The 18,194-nt window shown below is 70.0% G+C and carries 11 protein-coding genes and 2 tRNA genes; 4 read left to right on the forward strand and 9 right to left on the reverse strand.

Features of this window, described 5'->3' with window-relative positions; all coding sequences use genetic code 11:
* Window positions 1–65 precede the first annotated feature (65 nt).
* The 3 genes from IWX63_RS14185 to IWX63_RS14195 are packed head-to-tail and all read right to left on the reverse strand — an operon-like array spanning window position 66 to window position 2,444.
* Window positions 66–515: an RrF2 family transcriptional regulator gene (locus IWX63_RS14185; RefSeq protein WP_199278810.1), complete on the reverse strand. Its 450-nt coding sequence runs from the start codon at window positions 513–515 to the stop codon at window positions 66–68.
* Window positions 512–1,033, reverse strand: a complete 522-nt coding sequence (locus IWX63_RS14190; protein ID WP_199278811.1) for a hypothetical protein — start codon at window positions 1,031–1,033, stop codon at window positions 512–514. The genes IWX63_RS14185 and IWX63_RS14190 overlap by 4 nt, the downstream gene beginning before the upstream one ends.
* Window positions 1,034–1,037: 4 nt before the next feature.
* Window positions 1,038–2,444, reverse strand: coding sequence for a phosphomannomutase/phosphoglucomutase (locus tag IWX63_RS14195; RefSeq protein WP_199278812.1), 1,407 nt, complete (start codon window positions 2,442–2,444; stop codon window positions 1,038–1,040).
* Window positions 2,445–2,536: 92 nt separating this feature from the next.
* On the opposite strand from IWX63_RS14195, the gene IWX63_RS14200 reads away from it, so the two are divergent.
* On the forward strand, window positions 2,537–4,651 hold the full coding sequence (locus tag IWX63_RS14200) for a RecQ family ATP-dependent DNA helicase (protein ID WP_199278813.1): 2,115 nt from the start codon (window positions 2,537–2,539) through the stop codon (window positions 4,649–4,651).
* Window positions 4,652–4,859: 208 nt separating this feature from the next.
* The gene (locus IWX63_RS14205) at window positions 4,860–5,939 is read left to right on the forward strand and encodes a hypothetical protein (RefSeq protein ID WP_199278814.1); all 1,080 of its coding nucleotides are present in this window, start codon (window positions 4,860–4,862) and stop codon (window positions 5,937–5,939) included.
* A 68-nt stretch (window positions 5,940–6,007) separates the two neighbouring features.
* Here the strand turns inward: IWX63_RS14205 and IWX63_RS14210 are convergent.
* Both IWX63_RS14210 and IWX63_RS14215 read right to left on the reverse strand, forming a co-directional pair.
* Window positions 6,008–6,095 (reverse strand) — tRNA-Ser (locus tag IWX63_RS14210).
* Window positions 6,096–6,218: 123 nt separating this feature from the next.
* Window positions 6,219–8,306: a prolyl oligopeptidase family serine peptidase gene (locus tag IWX63_RS14215; RefSeq protein WP_199278815.1), complete on the reverse strand. Its 2,088-nt coding sequence runs from the start codon at window positions 8,304–8,306 to the stop codon at window positions 6,219–6,221.
* Between the two features lie 91 nt (window positions 8,307–8,397).
* Here IWX63_RS14215 and IWX63_RS14220 point away from each other — a divergent pair, with 91 nt between their 5' ends.
* Window positions 8,398–10,422, forward strand: a complete 2,025-nt coding sequence (locus tag IWX63_RS14220; RefSeq protein WP_334685890.1) for an FAD/NAD(P)-binding protein — start codon at window positions 8,398–8,400, stop codon at window positions 10,420–10,422.
* 151 nt (window positions 10,423–10,573) lie between these two features.
* Here the strand turns inward: IWX63_RS14220 and IWX63_RS14225 are convergent, their stop codons facing one another.
* The 3 genes from IWX63_RS14225 to IWX63_RS14235 form a co-directional block, all read right to left on the reverse strand.
* Window positions 10,574–15,148: an ExeM/NucH family extracellular endonuclease gene (locus tag IWX63_RS14225; RefSeq protein ID WP_199278817.1), complete on the reverse strand. Its 4,575-nt coding sequence runs from the start codon at window positions 15,146–15,148 to the stop codon at window positions 10,574–10,576.
* Between the two features lie 220 nt (window positions 15,149–15,368).
* Window positions 15,369–15,746, reverse strand: a complete 378-nt coding sequence (locus IWX63_RS14230; protein WP_334685891.1) for a septum formation family protein — start codon at window positions 15,744–15,746, stop codon at window positions 15,369–15,371.
* Window positions 15,743–16,333, reverse strand: a complete 591-nt coding sequence (locus IWX63_RS14235) for a hypothetical protein (RefSeq protein ID WP_199278819.1) — start codon at window positions 16,331–16,333, stop codon at window positions 15,743–15,745. The genes IWX63_RS14230 and IWX63_RS14235 overlap by 4 nt, the downstream gene beginning before the upstream one ends.
* A 178-nt stretch (window positions 16,334–16,511) precedes the next feature.
* Here IWX63_RS14235 and IWX63_RS14240 point away from each other — a divergent pair, with 178 nt between their 5' ends.
* Window positions 16,512–17,945, forward strand: coding sequence for a DUF2252 domain-containing protein (locus IWX63_RS14240; RefSeq protein WP_199278820.1), 1,434 nt, complete (start codon window positions 16,512–16,514; stop codon window positions 17,943–17,945).
* A gap of 127 nt (window positions 17,946–18,072) precedes the next feature.
* On the opposite strand, the gene IWX63_RS14245 is transcribed toward IWX63_RS14240, so the two are convergent.
* A tRNA-Ser gene (locus tag IWX63_RS14245) sits at window positions 18,073–18,160 on the reverse strand.
* Window positions 18,161–18,194 lie beyond the last annotated feature (34 nt).

The raw sequence follows: 18,194 nt of genomic DNA on the forward strand, positions 1-18,194 counted from the left end.
CCAAGTACTACACGTCGTAGAAAACGGTTGCAAATCCTGCAGGCGGTTCGGCGCGCCGGAGCGGCTTACAGGTCGGGGCGCAGGCCGATGGCCTGGAAGACAGGGCTCATCTGCCGGGACGTGGGCAGCGAGGCGACCACCACGTCGTCGAGCTCCCGGTAGAACGCTTCACGGGCCCTGCCCAGGGCGGCCCGGAGCCGGCACTCGGTCACCAGCGGGCAGGCGCCCGTGGCGGTCACGCAGTCGGCCGGGTCCGTCCGGGTGTCCAGCGCCCGCAGCAGCCGGCCGACGGTGGCTGCGCGGCCGGCGCTGCTGAGCCGGGCGCCGCCGTGACGACCGCGTTCCACGTCGATCATGCCGAGTTCGCGCAGCTTCGCCATCGTCTTGCTCACGTGGTTGTAGGGGGTGCCGACGGCGTCGGCGATGCTCTGGGTGGTGAGCAGTTCGCCGTCCGCGGCGGCCGCGAGCACCATCATCGCGCGAAGGCTGACGTCCGCGAAGGCATTGATCCTCATACCACCGGCTCGGTCCGATCCACCCAGACGGCGGGTTCGCTGGTGTCGGCCGACAGCTCGCCGAACTCCAGCCCGTTCGTCCCCGGACCGTTGCCGTAGGGCAGCACCGCGGCGAACACCGAGCCGTCCTGATGCTCGGCGGCGACGTGGATCGCGTCGGAGTCCTCGTCCAGCAGGGTGATGTCACAGACGATCGCCGCGGCGCGGAACTCGTCGCGGTGCTGGCGCAGGAGTTCGGTGAGGTCGCTGATCATGCCGTCGGCATCGAAGTCGCCGCCGTCCGCCGCATCGGCCGGAGTGACCGCCACCAGGCGCACCGCGCCGTCGTTCTCCACCACCAGGGCGAAGGGCAGGAGCCCGCCGTCGCGCGCCAGCGACTCCTGGGCAGACGCGAGCCCGGTACCGAGCAGGTTCTCGAGGTCCGTGGCGCTCGTGGCCGGCACCGAGCCGCGCCAGGAGTCCCCGGCCGGGTCCGCAGGCTGCGGGACGGCAGCGGGAGTCTCGGAGGATCCAGTCACCCGGTCAGCTCCGGATCACGGCCAGCACCCGGTCGCGGATGCGTTCCATGGTCTCGAGGTCCACGGCCTCGGCGTTGAGCCGCAGGTAGGGCTCCGTGTTCGAGGCGCGCAGGTTGAACCACCAGTCCCCGTGGTCCGGCGTGAAGGTCAGGCCGTCGAGCTCGTCGACGACGACGCCGTCCTGCTCGAACTCGGCGCGCGCCCGGGCGATGGACGCCGGGAGGTCCTCGACCTTCGAATTGACCTCGCCGGAGGAGACGTAGGGCTCGTATTCGCGGCCCAGCTCAGAGAGCGGCCCGTCCTGCTCGCCGAGGGCGGCGAGGACGTGCATCGCCGCGAGCATCCCCGTGTCCGCGTTCCAGAAGTCCCGGAAGTAGTAGTGGGCGGAGTGCTCGCCGCCGAACACGGCGCCCTCTTTCGCCATGACGGCCTTGATGAAGGAGTGGCCCACGCGCGTACGGACCGGACGGCCGCCGTCGTGCCTGATCAGTTCGGGCACCGCGCGCGAGGTGATGAGGTTGTGGATGATCACGGGTTCGGCCTCGCCGGCGGCCTGCGCGCGGGCGATCTCGCGGCGGGCGACCATCGCGGTGATGGCGCTCGGTGAGACGGGTTCGCCGAGCTCGTCGATGATGAAGCAGCGGTCGGCGTCGCCGTCGAACGCGATCCCGATGTCCGCGCCGTGCTCGACGACGGCCGCCTGCAGGTCGCGGAGGTTCTCCGGCTCGAGCGGGTTGGCCGGGTGGTTGGGGAACGAGCCGTCGAGCTCGAAGTAGAGGGGCACGATCTCGAACGGCAGGGCGGGCAGGATCTTGTCGCCGAGGACGGCGGGGGTGGTCAGGCCCGCCATGCCGTTGCCGGCGTCCACCACGATCTTGAGCGGGCGCGACGACGAGAGGTCCACCTGGGCGCGCAGGAACCGCGAGTACTCCTCGAGGACGTCGCGCACGCCGGTGGTACCCTGCGCCGCGGCGGCGGGGATCGAGCCGTCGGCGAGGTAGCGTTCGGCGCGCTCCTGCACGTCGTTGAGGCCCGTCTCCGAGGACACCGGGACGGCGCCGGCGCGCGTCATCTTCATGCCGTTGTACTGGGCGGGATTGTGGCTGGCGGTGAACGTCACGCCGGCCGCGTTCAGGGTGCCGCTGGCGTAGTAGAGCTCGTCGGTGGAGATGAGGTCGAGGAAGACCACGTTTCCCCCGCGGCGGGTGGCACCCTCGGCGAACGCCTTCGAGAACTCGGGCGACGACGGCCGCATGTCTCCGCCGACGAGGATGGTCTCCCCGGCCAGCTCCAGCGAGTCGACGAAGGCTGCTCCTACCGCCCGGACCGAGTCGACGGTGATGGTCTCGCCGACGATGCCGCGGACGTCGTAGGCCTTGAAGGATGCAGAGAGATCGAAGGTTGTAGTCACGTTGGAAAGTGTATCGGTGGGGCCGTGGCGCCGGTTGCGCACATAGCGGTTGCCGCACGGTGAGTGGGGGAGGCGGCTGGGATACTGGGAAGATGTCGCCGACCACCACGCTGAACGAGCAAGCCACCGAAATCCTGACCACCCTCGTCGGGTCGCCGGACGCCCGGTTCCACGAGGGACAGTTCGAGGCCATCGAGGCCCTCGTGGAGGGCGGCCGGCGCGCGCTGGTGGTCCAGCGCACCGGGTGGGGCAAATCGGCGGTGTACTTCGTTGCGAGCCTGCTCCTGCGTGCACGCGGTGCGGGCCCCACCCTGATCGTCTCGCCGCTGCTCGCGCTCATGCGGGACCAGGTCGCGGCCGCGGCCAGGGCCGGAGTCCGGGCCGAGGCCATCAACTCGGCCAACCAGACCGAGTGGCAGGACATCACCGCGAAGCTGCAGGCCAACGAGGTGGATGTCCTCCTCGTCTCACCCGAGCGCCTCAACAACCCGTCCTTCCGTGAGCAGCACCTGCCGGAGCTCATGCGGCGGACGGGCCTGCTCGTGATCGACGAGGCCCACTGCATCTCCGACTGGGGGCACGACTTCCGGCCGGACTACCGTCGCCTGCGCGAGCTGATCATGGGCCTGCCCGCCGGGGTGCCCGTGCTGGCCACGACGGCGACCGCCAACTCGCGCGTGGTGAAGGACGTCGAGGAGCAGCTGGGCGCGGGCGGCACGGACGTCTTCACGCTGCGCGGGGAGCTCGCCAGGAAGTCCCTGCGGCTCGGGGTGCTGCGGCTGCCGAGTCCGCGGTCGCGTCTGGCCTGGCTCCTCACCCACCTCTCGGACCTGCCGGGGAGCGGCATCATCTACGCCCTCACGGTCTCCGCCGCGGAGGATACCGCCCGCCTGCTCCGGGAGAACGGACACGCGGTCCGCGCCTACACCGGGCGCACGGACCCTGCCGACCGCGAGGCCGCGGAGGCCGCCCTCAAGAACAACGAGGTGAAGGCCCTGGTGGCCACGAGCGCCCTCGGCATGGGCTTCGACAAGCCCGACCTCGGGTTCGTGGTGCACCTCGGGGCGCCCTCGTCCCCTGTCGCGTACTACCAGCAGGTCGGCCGCGCCGGGCGTGGGACGCCCAACGCCGACGTCCTGCTGCTGCCCGGCGCGGAGGACCGCGACATCTGGGAGTACTTCGCCACCGCCTCGATGCCGTCCCAGGACGCGGCCCTGCGGGTGATCGAGGCCCTCCGCCCGGGTGTCGTCCTGTCCACCCCGGCCCTCGAGACGCAGGTGAACCTGAAGCGCTCGCCGCTCGAGCTGCTGCTCAAGGTGCTCGACGTCGACGGGGCGGTCCGCAAGGTCACCGGCGGATGGGAAGGCACCGGGACCACCTGGGAGTACGACGCCGAGCGGTACCGCCGCATCAGCGAGGCGCGCGTCGTGGAACAGAAGGCGATGCTCGACTACGAGAACACCACGGCCTGCCGCATGGAGTTCCTCTCGAAGTCCCTCGACGACCCGGCCGCCACCCCCTGCGGACGCTGCGACAACTGCGCCGCCCCGTGGTATTCGGACGAGGTGGCCCACGAGGCGTCCGACTCCGCGAACCAGGCCCTCAGCAGGGTCGGTGTGGAGCTCGAGCCCCGCGGCCAGTGGCCCTCCGGCATGGACAAGCTCGGCGTACCGCTCAAGGGCAAGCTGAAGCCCGGGGAGGTCAGCCTGCCGGGCCGCGCCCTCGCCCGCCTCACCGACCTCGTGTGGGGCAGCAGGCTCCGCGAACTCCTCGCGGATGCGACACCCGACGCGCCGCTCGATCCCGCGGTCGTCGAAGCGGTCGTCCGCGTGCTGGCCCAGTGGGGCTGGGACGAGCGGCCCGTGGCCGTGGTCAGTGTCCCCTCCCGGCGGCGCCCCCAGCTCGTCGGGTCCCTGGCGCAGGCGCTCGCCGGTGTGGGTCGCATCCCCTACCTCGGGCAGCTGACCACGCCGCACGGATTCCCGCAGGGGCAGCCCGGTGGCAACAGCGCGTTCCGCCTCGCCTCGGTGTGGGACCACTTCGCCGTCCCGGACGAGGGCGCCGCATGGTTCGCGGCGAACCCCGGACCGGTGCTCCTCGTCGACGACTTCGCGGACAGCCGCTGGACCATCACGGAGGCCGGGCGGGCGCTCCGCGCTGCCGGGGCGTCCGGGGTGCTGCCGTTCGCGCTGGCGCTCAAGGCGTAGCGCTCGGACGCCGAAGGCGCTGGGTGTAATGCCCGCGCTTCGGCGGGGCAGGGTGTAGCGCCCGGACGCAGGCAGCGCTGAGAGCGGGTCGGGACGTTGGACCCTGCCCGGGGCCGTGGAGGCCGATGATGCTGTTGTCCGTCCCGCCGATTCATCGCCGCGGCCCAGCCCTCGTCGTGCCGTCACCTGCATCCGGAGCGTGATCCGTATGAGCTGCCCTCCCATCACCGAAGCATCGCTGCCGCGACGTGTGAGCGCCCTATGTTGTCAGGCGGCCGTCAAGGCCGCCGAGTTCGTGCGGCAGGCTAGTTCGCGTCTCAGCAGGTTGGTGCATACCCGGGACGGGACCGGCACGGCGGGCGGCCGGGTGGTCGGCCAGGCGGAGGTCTCCGGGGACCTGCCGAACGGCATCGCGCCTGATCACCCCGGGAAGGTGCCGCGGCTGCTGTCCGTCGCCGTCGCCGCTCTGGTACTGGCATCCAGCCTGATGGGTCTGACGGTCCGTGGCGTGTATCAGGAAGCGCCGTCGGTGGTGGCGATGTACCGGGGCCTGGACGCCGTCAATCTCGCCGTGGCCGTCCCGGGGCTCCTGGGATCGTTGTGGCTGGCCCGCCGGGGATCGCTGCGGGGCTGGATCCTCTGGACCGGGACATTGGCCTACACCCTGTACACCTTCACGCTGTACGTGTTCGGGCTGGGGTTCAGCACGGCCTTCCTGCTCCACGTGGCCATCCTGGCCCTGGCGGTCTACGCGCTCGCCCTGGCACTCGCCGGCCGGGACAGGGAGGGGTTCGCTCGGCGGTTCCGGCACCGTCTCCCCGCCAGGGCAGCGGCGAGTATCTTGGGTCTGCTGGGCCTCGGGCTGGGCGGCATCTGGACGTACTACGCCTCCCGGTTCGCCCTGACCGGAACGGTCCCGCCGGACGGCCTGATCGTCCAGCCCGTCGCCGGCCTGCACCTGTCCTACGCCGCAGACCTCGTCCTGATCGTGCCGGCCTACCTGCTCGCGGCGGTCCAGCTGTGGCGGCAGAGCCCCTGGGGCTATCTCCTGGGCGGGACCCTCCTGGCCTCGGGTGCACTTCAGCAGCTGGGTTACATGGCGCAGCTCGCCTTCCAGGCCCGGGCCGGCATCCCGGGTGCCACGGCCGCTGACCCCAACGAACCACCCATCGTGGTGGCCTACCTCGTGGCCCTGGCGCTGCTGCTGACGGGCTTCCGGACCCGGAAGGCCACCCGACCAGGGGAGAGGACGGCCGCATACGGGCTTCCTACCGGACCGGCGACGTGAGTTCCTGACGTCGCCGGTCGTGCGGGAAGGGCACGAAAAAGGGGCCCGTAAACACGGGCCCCTCAACGCGGAGACGGGGGGATTTGAACCCCCGGTAGGCTTTAGGCCCACACTTCATTAGCAGTGAAGCCCATTCGGCCGCTCTGGCACGTCTCCATCGGCTATCGCTAGCCTCCCAAGGTTACCCAGAAGGGGACGGCAAGAGCAAAACAGCCAAGCGGGACCGGACGGACGGGTCGCAGCACGGCCGCGCTGCCACCGATCACGGACCGGGACCGATCAGAGGGATCCCGCCAGGGCCCGCCACAGGAACTCGAAGCTCATCGCGTGCATCCTCGCGGCCTGCCGGTTGTCCGCGGCGCCCGCATGCCCGCCCTCGAGCGCCTCATGGAACCAGACGTTCCCGACGCCCAGGTCCTTCATCCTCGCCGCCATCTTGCGGGCCTGGACGGGTCCCACGCGGTCGTCGCTCGTCGCCGTCCAGATCAGGGTCTTCGGGTAGGCCACGTCCTCGCGCAGCAGGTGGTACGGCGAGAACGTCCGGACGTACTCCCATTCCTCGGGCTTGTCCGGGTCGCCGTACTCGGCGATCCACGAATACCCGGCGGAGAGCTTCGTGTACCGGCGCATGTCCAGCAGCGGGACGCCGCAGGAGACGGCGCCGAACAGGTGCGGATAGGTGGTGAGCATGTTGCCCACGAGCAGGCCGCCGTTGCTCCGGCCGGTGCAGCCCAAAAGCGCCGGCTTCGTCACGCCGCGCCGCACCAGGTCCTCGGCGATCGCCGCGAAGTCCTCGTACGCGCGGTGCCGGTCGGCGTGCAGGGCCGCGCGGTGCCACGCCGGGCCGTACTCGCCGCCGCCGCGGATGTTCGCCAGCACGTAGACCCCGGGGCGGCCGTCGTCGGTGAGGCGTTCCAGCCATCCCCGGCCGATCACGCCGCTGTAGGCGGGGGTCATGGAGTGCTCGAAACCGCCGTAACCGGAGAGCAGGGTGGGGTTGCCGCCGTCGAGCGCGAGGTCCTTCGAGGCGATCTGGAAGTACGGGACCCGCGTGCCGTCGCTCGACACCGCGAAGTGCTGCTCGACCGCGAAGCGGCCCTCGTCGAAGTAGCACGGCGACGCCTTGATGGCGGTGTGCTCGCCGCCGATCGTTCCGCGGTAGAGCGTCGACGGCGTGAGGAAACCGGTGGCGATGAGCCAGTAGTCGTTGCCGGCGTCGTCGTCCTCGTCATCGACGGCGTAGGCGTCCACCGAATGCAGCGGCGGGCATGCATCGAGGAGTTCCGCAGCCCAGTCCTGCTCGGGATCGAGGATGCGGATCTCGGAGGAGACATCGCGCAGCAGGTTCAGCAGCAGGTGATCCCGGGTCCAGCTCCAGGACTGCAGGGACGTCGACGCGTCCGGTGCGAACACCGTGGCGAAGGAGCGCCCGCCGGCGAGGAACGCCTGGAAGTCGATGACGAGCAGCGATCCCGCGACGTGGGTGGTGCCGGCGACGGTCCAGTCCGTGCGGGGCCGTACGATCAGCCACCGGCGGTGCAGGGAGATGCTCGCGTCCTCCGGCACCTCGATCGGCAGCCAGGAGCCGTCCTGCCGGAGGTAGGTGCGGCGCGTGTAGAAATCGATCGTGTCGACGGCGATGTCGCGTACGAAGCCGGGCGTGGGATCGTGCAGGACGAGCGCCATCATGTGGTCCTCGTCCACGCCGAAGTATTCGTCCGCGTCGTCCAGGCTGCCGCCGCGCCGCAGGGTGCGGACAGTCCGCGGGTAGCTGCTCGACGTCATGGAACCCGGGCCGAAGTCCGTGCCGACATAGAGGGTGTCCGGCCCCGCCCACGTGATGCGGCTCTTCGCCGCGGGGATGTCGAACCCGCCGTCCACGAAGTCCAGGGTCCCGAGGTCGAACTCGCGATACCGTGCGGCGTCGCCCCCGTCGGGGGAGAGCACCACCAGGACCCGCTCGTGCGGCGCGCCGTCGGCGGGGCGCAGGAAGAGCGCGCCACCCCAGACCCATTCCGTGCCCTCGGATGCACTCAGGGCATCGACGTCGAGGAGGAGCTCCCACTCCGGGGCGTCGGAGGCATAGCTCTCCCAGGTGGTACGGCGCCAGATGCCCTGCCGATGACTCCCGTCACGCCAGAAGTTGTAGTAGAACTCGCCGTGCTTGCCCACCATCGGGATGCGGTCGGTGGAGTCGAGCACCTCGAGGATCCTGCGCTCGCGGGCCTCGAAGTCCGGCGTGACGAGGGCGTCCTCCGTGAGCGCGTTCTCGGAGCGCACCCAGTCGAGCTGCCGGTCGCCGTAGATGTCCTCCAGCCAGAGAAAGGGGTCGTCCGTCATGGCGGGGGTATCCGTGTGCAGCGTCATGCGCCCATCCTATGCAGGGAGGCGGAAGCGTTCCCAAAGCCCGGAGCCCCTGGCGGACCGGTACGACGGCCGGGTTGGATACTCTTGCAGGGTGGAGAATCAGGACGCACGGCAGGTGGCCGTCATCGGCGGCGGACCCCGCGGCACCTCGGTGGTGGAGCGGCTGATCGCCCGGCATCGAGCCCTCGGGGGGTCCGCTCCCGCGCTTGTCATCCGCGTCGTCGAACCGCACGACCCCGGGCCCGGCCACGTCTGGCGCCCGGACCAGTCGCGGCTCTTCCTGATGAACACCCCCTGCCTGTATCCGACGGTGGTGCCGGTCGGCGCCCCGGCCGCGCGCATCGCCCCGTCGCCCGTGGGACTGTCCTTCGACGCATGGCGTGAGCGGGTGGCCGCCGGCCTCGTCCCGGGGCTCGACGACGACGACGTGGCGGAGTGCACGGGACTCGCCGCTCAGGACTTCCCGAGCAGGGCGCTCTACGGCCGGTACCTCGCCTGGGTGTTCACCGAGGCGGTCCGGGCGGCGCCGCCGGGCATCACGGTGGTCCACCACCGCAACGAGGCGGTCGGCCTCGACCGCAGCGCTTCAGCCCGACGCGGCGACCGGGAATGGCGGATCACCCTCGACGACGGGTCGCAGTTCGACGCCGACGACGTCGTCCTGGCACTGGGCCACCTCGCGGCGACCCTGACCCCGGAGCAGGGCCGGCTCCAGGACGCCGCAGCGCGGCACGGCCTGCAGTACTGGCCGCCTGCCGTCCCGGCCGATGTCTCGTGGAACCGTCTCCCCGCGGGGAAGACCGTCCTGGTCCGGGGGCTCGGGCTCAACTTCTTCGACGCCATGATCCAGCTGACGGAGGGTCGCGGCGGCCGGTTCTCCAGCGGGGACGACGGACGGCTCGTCTATACGCCGTCCGGCAAGGAGCCCCGACTCGTGGCCGCCTCGAGGCGCGGGGTCCCCTATCGTGCCAAGGCGTCCCTCGATTCGTACTTCCCGCGCAGCGTCGTCCTGCGCTTCTGCACCCCCGAGCACACCCTCGCGTTCCGGGTGGCCGGCGTCCAGCCCGGGTTCGACCACGACCTGTGGCCCCTCCTGCACCGTGACGTGCTGTGGGCCTACTACTCGACCCTCAGCCGCACCGATCCCGCTGCGCTCCTCGCGCCGCCCGGGGCGTTCCTTGCCTATCTCGACGCTGCCCTGGCGACGGAGGGGCCGGGCTGGGAGGCCGCCGCCGGGGACGTCGTCGCGTGGGCCGTGCCCGCTGACCTGCGGCTCGACGTCGAAGCCCTCGCCCATCCCTTCGCCGGCCGCCGCTTCGCGGACGGTGAAGCCTTCACCGCGGCGGTGCTCGCCTACCTCGACGCGGACGCCGCGGGATCGGCGAAGGGCGAGGACGATCCGCTCAAGATGGCGATCGGAGCCCTGAACGCCGGCCGCACGGTGATCAAGCAGGCCGTGGCCGACGGAGGGATTTCCGTCTCGTCGTGGGACGCGGAGCTGCGCGGCTGGTTCGAGCCGCTGGTCGAGGGTCTGGCGAGCGGCCCGCCCCCGCTGCGCATCGCCCAGCTCGCCGCGCTGGTCCGGGCCGGGGTCGTCCGCTTCGCGGGGCCGAACCCCAGTTTCGGCTTCGACCCGGAGGCCGGTCTGTTCCGCGCGGCCTCGCCGTGGGTCTCGGGGGACTCGTTCACCGCGCACTATCTCGTCGAGGCCATGATGCCGGCGAACCGGGTGTCCACGAGCCTCTCCCCGCTGATGCGCCACATGCTGCACGAGGGGATGGTCCGGCCCGCGACCTTCATGGGCGAAGCCGGCATCCCCGTCACGTCCGACGGACTGGATGTCACTCCGCCGCCGTACCGCGCCGTGGACCGGTCCGGCCGGGAGCAGGGGTCCCTCTTCGTCATCGGTCTCCAGCTCACCTCCGTGCAATGGGGCACGGCCATCGCCGCCCAGGCCGGCGCGGCGCTCGAGGCAGGCAGCAGGACCCTGCTCGACGCCGACGCCATCGCGGGTGCCGTCCTGGACCGGGCGCCGGGGCGGACGCCGGATGCGGTTCCGCCGTCGGGCGAGCTACGCGCCGGGGCCGGAGTCACCGCGGCCCGGACGGCCGGCTGACGCCTCGACCCACGCCTGCAGAGAATCCGACCCTGCAGAGAATCCGACCCTGCAGAAGACGAGCCGGACGACAGAGGGACCCCCACCCGAAGTGAACTGGTGGGGGTCCCTCTGTCACGCTCGACCGGTCGCGGGGCGACCGGCGCTCGACCTAGCCCTTGAGGCAGCGGTCGTAGTTCGCCAGGTGCGCGCGGTAGCTGGCCCAGCTGCCGTTGTTCGCGCTCTCGGCCGGCGCTGTCGGCTCGGAACAGGCCGGCTTGCCGGGCTTGATCGGCTTGACGGGCTTCTCCGGCTTGACGGGCTTGACCGGCTTCTCGGGCGCAGGCGGTTCCGTCGGGGTGACGGCCTCGACGGTGACCGGCAGGTTCACCGTCGTCGCGCTCGGAGCGGCCGTCAGGACGATGCGCCCCGGACCGCTTGCCGTCGCCGGAACGGTGACGTTCACCGTGGCTGTGCCGCCTGTGACCGGGACACTGCCGAGCTCGGTGGTCGTGCCGTCCGCAGCCACGAAGCGTGCTGCCAGCGTGGTGTTGGTCGGGCTGCCGAGTGAGGTGAGATCCAGCTTGGACACGGTGAAGGAGACGGCGGTGCCGGCCTTCACCGTGGTCGGGGCACCCTGCACCTGCACGCTGCGGCGGTCGAACGACGGCGACAGCGGGCTGTTGGTCCGGACGTAGTCGATCCACGCGTCGCGGTCCACGAGTCCGGACTCGCGGGTGTCGGTGCCCTCACGGAAGACCGTGAAGTTGTCGCCACCCTGCGCCAGGAAGCTGAACGTGCCGATCCGGTAGTCCTTCGCCGGGTCGAGGAGTGCGCCGTCGATCATGACCGAGGTGATCCTCGAACCCCGCGCGAGGGCCGGATCGTAGGTGACGCTCACGTTGTCCGACAGGCCGAGGGCCAGGAATGACCGCGTGTTGCCGTCCGGCTGCCACTGCTGCTCGAGCATCGCCTTGAACTGCGCACCGGTCAGGGTGGTGGTCCAGAGGTCGTTGACGAACGGCAGGACCGCATTCGCCTCGGCGAATGTCACGACGCCGTCCGGGGCGTAGTAGAGCTCGTTGCGGAGCCCGCCCGGGTTGACGACGCCGATCTGCGCCCCGCCGCGCTCGGCCGGCGCGAGGCTGGCCCGCAGCGAGTCGGCAACGAGGTTGCCCAGGGTGGACTCGTTGGCGCGGTCGTCACGGGTTGCGCCCGTGAAGGCCGTGGTGATGTCGCGGGTGACCGCACCGACCGGCTGGTTGCCGATGACGGCGGCCTGCGCCACCGCTGCATCCACGATGGTCTTCACGGCGGCGACGCGAGGGTAGGCGGCCACGAGGGACGCGTCCGTGTCGGTGGTGCGTGCGACGTTGCGGGCCGTGTAGGACTCGACGTCGCCCGTCGCGGAGTCGACGGTCAGGGTGATCTGGCCGACGAACTCGCCGTAGGACCCGGTCTGCAGGATGGGCCGGGTCTCGCCTGCTACGCCGGGGACGGGGGCGTCCCAGGCGTACTGCTTGTGCGTATGGCCGGTGAAGATGGCGTCCACGAGGGGCGTCGTCTCCGTGACGATCTCGGCGAACACTCCGCCGGCTGCGACTTCCTGCTCCAGGGTGGCACCCTCGACGACGCCGTCGCCGGCACCCTCGTGGTACTCGGCGACGATGACGTCGGCGAGGTCCTGTGCCTCGATCTCCTTGGCAACACGGTTGACCGCCTCCACGGGGTCCCCGAGCTCGAGGCCGGACACCCCGCTCGGGGTCACCAGGCCAGGGGTCTCCCTGGTGACGACACCGATCACCGCTACGTCGACGCCGTCGACCGTGATGATCGAGAACTCGTCGAGGGCGGGCTCGGTGGTGCCCTTGGTGTAGACGTTCGCGCCCAGGTAGGGGAAGTCGGCGGCGTCGGAGACACGGCCGGTCAGGTCGCCGAAGCCCTTGTCGAACTCGTGGTTGCCCACGGCGGATGCGCGGAGTTCCAGGGTGTTCAGGACGTCGATCGTCGGCTTGTCGTCCTGCAGCGCCGAGGCGAACAGGGACGCGCCGATGTTGTCGCCGGCCGAGAGGAAGGCCGTCTTCTCATCGCCGAACTCGGCACGGAGCTTCTCGACGGTCCCCGCGAAGCGCACCGTGTTGGAGTCGATGCGGCCGTGGAAGTCGTTGATGTTCAGCAGGTTGAGTTCAGCGGTGGTATCGGCCGGTGCGAGGTTCAGGCCGACGATCACGGGGTCGTGGTCGCTGGCGCGGTACTGATCCGCCCGGTAGTAGTCGGTGACGTTGTTGTTGAACCGGCTGTACTCGAGGGCCACCGATTCGACGGAGTTGATGTTCCACGTGTCCACCCCGGACACCGTGGCGTCCGCAGTCGGCGACGCCAGGATGTGGTCGAGGGAGCCGCTCAGGCCCGAGAAGACGTAGGAGAAACTGTCGTCCTTCTCGCCCTGGTTGACGTACCCGGCTTCGTAGAGGACCTGCATGGGGTCCTCCTGGGTGTACGAGTTGAAGTCGCCGGTCAGGAAGACCTTGTCCGTCTTCGCGGCCGTCTTCATGGAATCGGCGAACGCGACGAGGGCCCGGGCCTGGTCCACGCGTGCGGCGTTCCAGGCACCCTGGCCGTCACCGGTGTCGGCGTCGGGACCGGAACTCGGGCCGGAGCCCTTGGACTTGAAGTGGTTGACGATCGCGAGGAAGGTCTCGTCCTCGGTCCCGCCGACGGGCTTGAAGGCCTGCGCCAGGGGCTTGCGCGCGTTGGTGAACACCACGTTGTCATCGAGGATGACGGACGCGCCCACGGGCTCGGTGGTGGCCTTCTTGTAGATCAGGGCCGTGCGGATGACGTCCTCGTTCTCCAGCGCCGGCAGGGCCGCGGGAGAGCGGACGTAGTCCCAGGTGCCGGGCGCCTTCTCGTTGAGGGCGTCGACGAGGGTCTTGAGGGCGAAGTCGCGATCCTTGCCGAACTTCGCGGAGTTCTCGATCTCCATGAGGGTGACGACATCGGCGTCGAGCGCGTTGATCGCCGAGACGATCTTCGCCTCCTGGCGTTCGAAGTTCTCCTGGTTCGCGGCGCCGCGGGCATCGCAGCCGCCTCGCACCGTGATGGGGTTCCCCGCGCGGTCCGTGTTGTAGGTGCAGCCCGTGAGCTGGTCCCCGGTCGTCGCGAAGTAGTTCAGTACGTTGAACGAGGCGATCTTCAGGGTGCCGCCGACCTCCTCGGGGGCGGCAGGGCGCTCACCGGCGAACTGCACGGGCTGGACGCCGTCGGGGCTGGCCCCGTTCAGCTCGGCCAGCGGCTGGAACTTCCAGGCGCTGTTGCGGTAGTCCAGGACCACCGGCGAGGTGAACTGCGCGCTGTAGCCGACCCGGACCGGCTGGGCCGGCGTGAGGTACGGCAGCACCTTGCCGCGGTTGACCTGGGTGAAGAAGTTGGTCGATGCGCCGTCGTCGAGCCTGATGCTCCGGGCGGCGTTGTCGGCGATGACCGCAGCGTTCTCGGGTGTGCCCGGGCGGGCTACGTCGGTCGGCTGGCGGAGGCGCTCGGCCCCGGCAGCGAGGGTGACTTCGCCGTACTGGTTCAGGGTGTAGTTGTCGGCCACGGTGAAGGCCTCGGAGGGCTGGAAGAGCATGCCCTCCACCGATTCACGCGCGGCATCCGTGGCGGGGAGCGTGATGGCGGAGGCCTTTGCCTCCTCGGCGGGCTCGGTGAGCTTGACCGTGCCACCTGCGGCGACGGTGAGCTGCGTCAGGTTGAAGAACTCGCCGGCGGTGCCGGTGACCTCCACGTAGTCGCCCACGGCGACGGAGCCGACGGTTGCGGGGGAGTAGACGAAGATGGCGTCCGACGCCGTCTGGTCCCCGGCTGCCGAACTGCCGGCGGCCTGGAGGTAGAAGCCGGCGAAGCCGCCCGACGGGTAGGCCGCGGTGACCTTGCCGCGCGTGGTGACGGTCTGTCCGGCCAGGGGCGTGGCGGAGCCGGTGCCCTGGATGTCCCGGATGGGGGTGACGACGCCGGGCACCGGCGGGTCGGTGGGCGTCGGAGTAGGCGTGGGAGTCGGGGTCGGCGTCGGAGTGGGCGCGCCGGCCGTGCCGGTCGCGTTCATCGGCGTGGTGTCCTGCAGCGTGAAGTCGGCGCCGTTGTTGTCGGTGTCGGTGAACGCGGTGCGGTTCGCGGACTTCGTGCTGCCCGCGCCCGGTGTGGTGGCGGCGGTGCCCTCGAACGCGTTCGCGCTGCCGTAGCCGAGGAGGTCGACCACCCCGGGAACGCCGGAGGCGTTGCCGACCGGCAGCGCACCGACGCTGGTGGCCTGGTTCGCCAGGACGATCACGCCACCCGCAGCGCCCGGGTTGAGGCCCGTCGCGAGGTCAGGGGCAGGCAGGGAGGCGCCGGCCGTACCGTTGCTGCCGCCCTGGACGAGGAAGTAGCCCTTGGCGGGAATGGTCCCGCGGAGCGCGGTGGCATTGGGCGTACTGGTGGTCCCGGTGGGCGAGCGGTACTGCAGCGACCAGCCCTCGAGGCTCACCGGAGCGTCGGTCGGGTTGTAGAGCTCCACGTACTTGTTGGTGAAGGGCGTTCCCGTGGAACCGCCCGTGAGGTACGCCTCGTTGATGATGACGCCGTCTCCTGTGACGGACGCCGTCCCCGGAGGTGTCTCGACGGCGTTGGCCGGCAGTGCGATCATCGGTGAGGCCATGAGCCCCGCCGACAGCGCCGCACAGAGCGCTCCCTTCCATGACGAATTAGCCATTCGTTCTTTCTTCTCCTTGACGATGGCCGCGATCGCGGCCGCGAGTGAAGCCCGCCGACCCGTGATGAGTGGACGTGTTGGCATGTGCACCGTATGTGACGCAGGTGACATTCTTATCCCCAGGAGTAGCCAACCAGAACATCGTTAACAATGGGTTACTAAAAAACCAGTGGCCCCGGAAGATCCGGGGCCACTGGTTGAAATCCGTGGACGAACCCTGCTATCTGCCCGCGTCTCGGAGCGTTCCTGTCACCGGGGTCTCCTCCCGCTCGGCGACGAAGCACAGGATCTCCCGATCGTCCCGGGCGTTCCAGCTCTCCTCGACGGGATAGAAGTAGAGCAGTTCGAGGACGGAGGTGTCGTAGTCGACGCCGATGAAGCTCCTGAACTCCTCGGCGCAGAAGTCGGTGGCGGCGGTGTTGGCCTCGCCCTGGCCGGGGTACTCGCCGTCGGGCATCCGTGTGGTGGCGAAGGCCTCGAACACGTGCTGTTCATCGCACGGGATGACGGCGATGTCCGAGTGATCCTTCATGCCGGGATCATTGATGCAGTCGCCTACAGCGATCGGGGAGGTCTCCGATTCGGCTTCGGCCGTCACGGTGCCGTCGGCGCGGCGCTCCGGCTCCTCCGATCCGAAGATGCCGCACCCCGCGATGACCGCGATCGCCGCGACCGACCCCGTGACCGACGCCGTTGCACCCCAACGGCGCTGCGGCTCCCGTCTACCCTGCCCAGTACGCATCGGACCCCCGTCTCAGGCCACGCATCCGTGGCGCGGCTGCTGCTCCTCGGGACAGTACCGCACGACGGCGCGGGGCACCACGGCGGGGGCGCCGGTATCGGGAGCGGGACGAGCAGCGCGATCTGGAGGGCCAGGGGCCGTGCCTCCGTGTTGATGCGGATGATCTCGTCCTGGATCTGCTCCGGCCGGCCCGCGAGGAGTTCCTCGAGCTGCGCGTTGCTCACCACCTGGGCGTCGGCTTCGAGCGCCGTCGAGACCTGCCTCTGCAGGAGGACGCCCACGATGAGGAGGGCCTCGAGCAGGAAGGCGACGCGCCAGGACAGGAACGTGGTGATGAAGCCGCCGAGCAGGGGGCCGACGGCGGGCGGCGATCGCTGCCGAGGCGCCGACCAGGGCGTAGACCCGCTCCGCCTGGAGGTGATGCGGAGCGGGCCGGTGATCACCCACGGAGGAGGAGGTGCGGACCGGTCTTGATCGCTACCGTGACGGGCGACGCACCCGTCTCCCCGACTGGTTCGCCGCTGAAGACCATGACAGGGCGCGTTGCGCGCCGAGCACGGACCGGCCCCGGGCGCCTGATCCCTGGACCGGTTCCCTGATGCAGAAGGAAGGCCGCCGATCATGGCCGAGACCAAGATCAAACATCGGACTGTCGAGGAACGCGCCGCGAAGGGCAAGCGGTGCCGGGAGAAGTCGCCGGTCTCCGGTCACAAGGGCTGGGTCCCCGCGTCCGAACGGCCGGATCCGGTTGCATTGCTCGAGGAGCAGAACCTCACCCGGGAACAGGACCTCGTACCGGTGCGGCACGGCCGGATGCTGGTCTCGCCGTTCACGTTCTACCGGGGTGCGGCCAAGATCATGGCTGCGGACCTGAAGGACACGCCGCGGGCCGGCCTGGTCTCCCAGCTGTGCGGGGATGCCCACCTGTCCAATTTCGGCGTCTTCGCCTCACCGGAGCGGAACCTGTTGTTCGACCTGAACGATTTCGACGAGACCCTTCCGGGACCGTTCGAATACGACGTCAAGCGGATGTCCGCTAGCTTCACGATCGCGGCGCGGAACAATGCGTTCACCGCCGACGAGACCCGTGAGGTGACCCTGGGGGCGGTGCGGGCCTATCGGGAAGCGATGGCCGGGTTCGCCCAGATGCGCACCCTGGACATCTGGTACGCCCGCCTGTCCGAAGAGCAGCTGCTGGCGGCCGTGGATCTGGCCGTGGGAACCCAGAAGGGCAAGGCCCTGAAGAAGGCCCAGAGCGGGGCGAAGGCGGCGCGACAGAACGTCGAGAAGGCCCGCACCCGGGACAGCCTGCACGCACTCTCCAAGCTCGCCGAACTCGCGGACGGGGAGTACCGGATCGTCAGCCAGCCACCGATCGTCATCCCTCTCCGGGAACTGGGAGACGCGTACGGGATGTCTCCTGATGAGGTGGGACCCGCGATCCGTGAACAGCTGCGGTCCTACCGGGCCACCCTGCCCGTCGACCGGCGCCAGCTGCTTGAACGCTTCGAGGTCGTCGACGTCGCCCGCAAGGTCGTGGGCGTCGGCAGCGTCGGTACGCGGGCGTTCATCGCGCTGCTCCAGGGCCGCGATCAGCAGGATCCCCTCTTCCTGCAGGTCAAGGAGGCCACGAGATCCGTACTCGAGGACCACTTGCCGAAGAGCCGGTTCAAGCAGCCGGGCGAGCGCGTGGTGCAGGGGCAGCGGATGATGCAGGCTGCGAGCGACATCTTCCTGGGCTGGACCAAGGGCGTGCAGGAGAACCGGTACCTGTACTGGCGGCAACTACGCGACATGAAGGGCTCGGCCGTCGTCGAGGGGATGAAGCCGCTCGCCCTGACGTTCTATGCCGAGGCCTGCGGCTGGACCCTGGCCCGGGCGCACGCCCGTTCCGGCGACCCTGTCGCGATCTCGGCCTACCTCGGGAAGAGCGACAAGTTCGACCGCTCCATCACCGACTTCTCGCAGCGTTATGCCGATCAGAACGAACGCGACTACGAAGCCTTCGCGGAGGCGGTCCGTTCAGGCCGCCTGGAGGCATCCGACGTCGTCTAGGCAGAGGGTGCCGGCAGTGCAAGCAGTGCCGGCGATTCCGGAGGCCCGTGCAACAACAGAGGCCGGTCGGACCGATCCTTCGATCGGTCCGACCGGCCTCTTGCCAGCGCGGAAGCGGCGCTGATCGCGGAAGGTAAGGGATTCGAACCCTTGAGACGGGGTGACCGCCCACTGGTTTTCAAGACCAGCTCCTTCGGCCGCTCGGACAACCTTCCCGCCGTTAGTGTTTCATGAGGTGAAGGTGGTGCC

It is taken from the genome of Arthrobacter sp. CAN_A2 (assembly GCF_015752045.1).
In the GTDB taxonomy this organism is placed as follows: Bacteria; Actinomycetota; Actinomycetes; order Actinomycetales; family Micrococcaceae; genus Arthrobacter_D.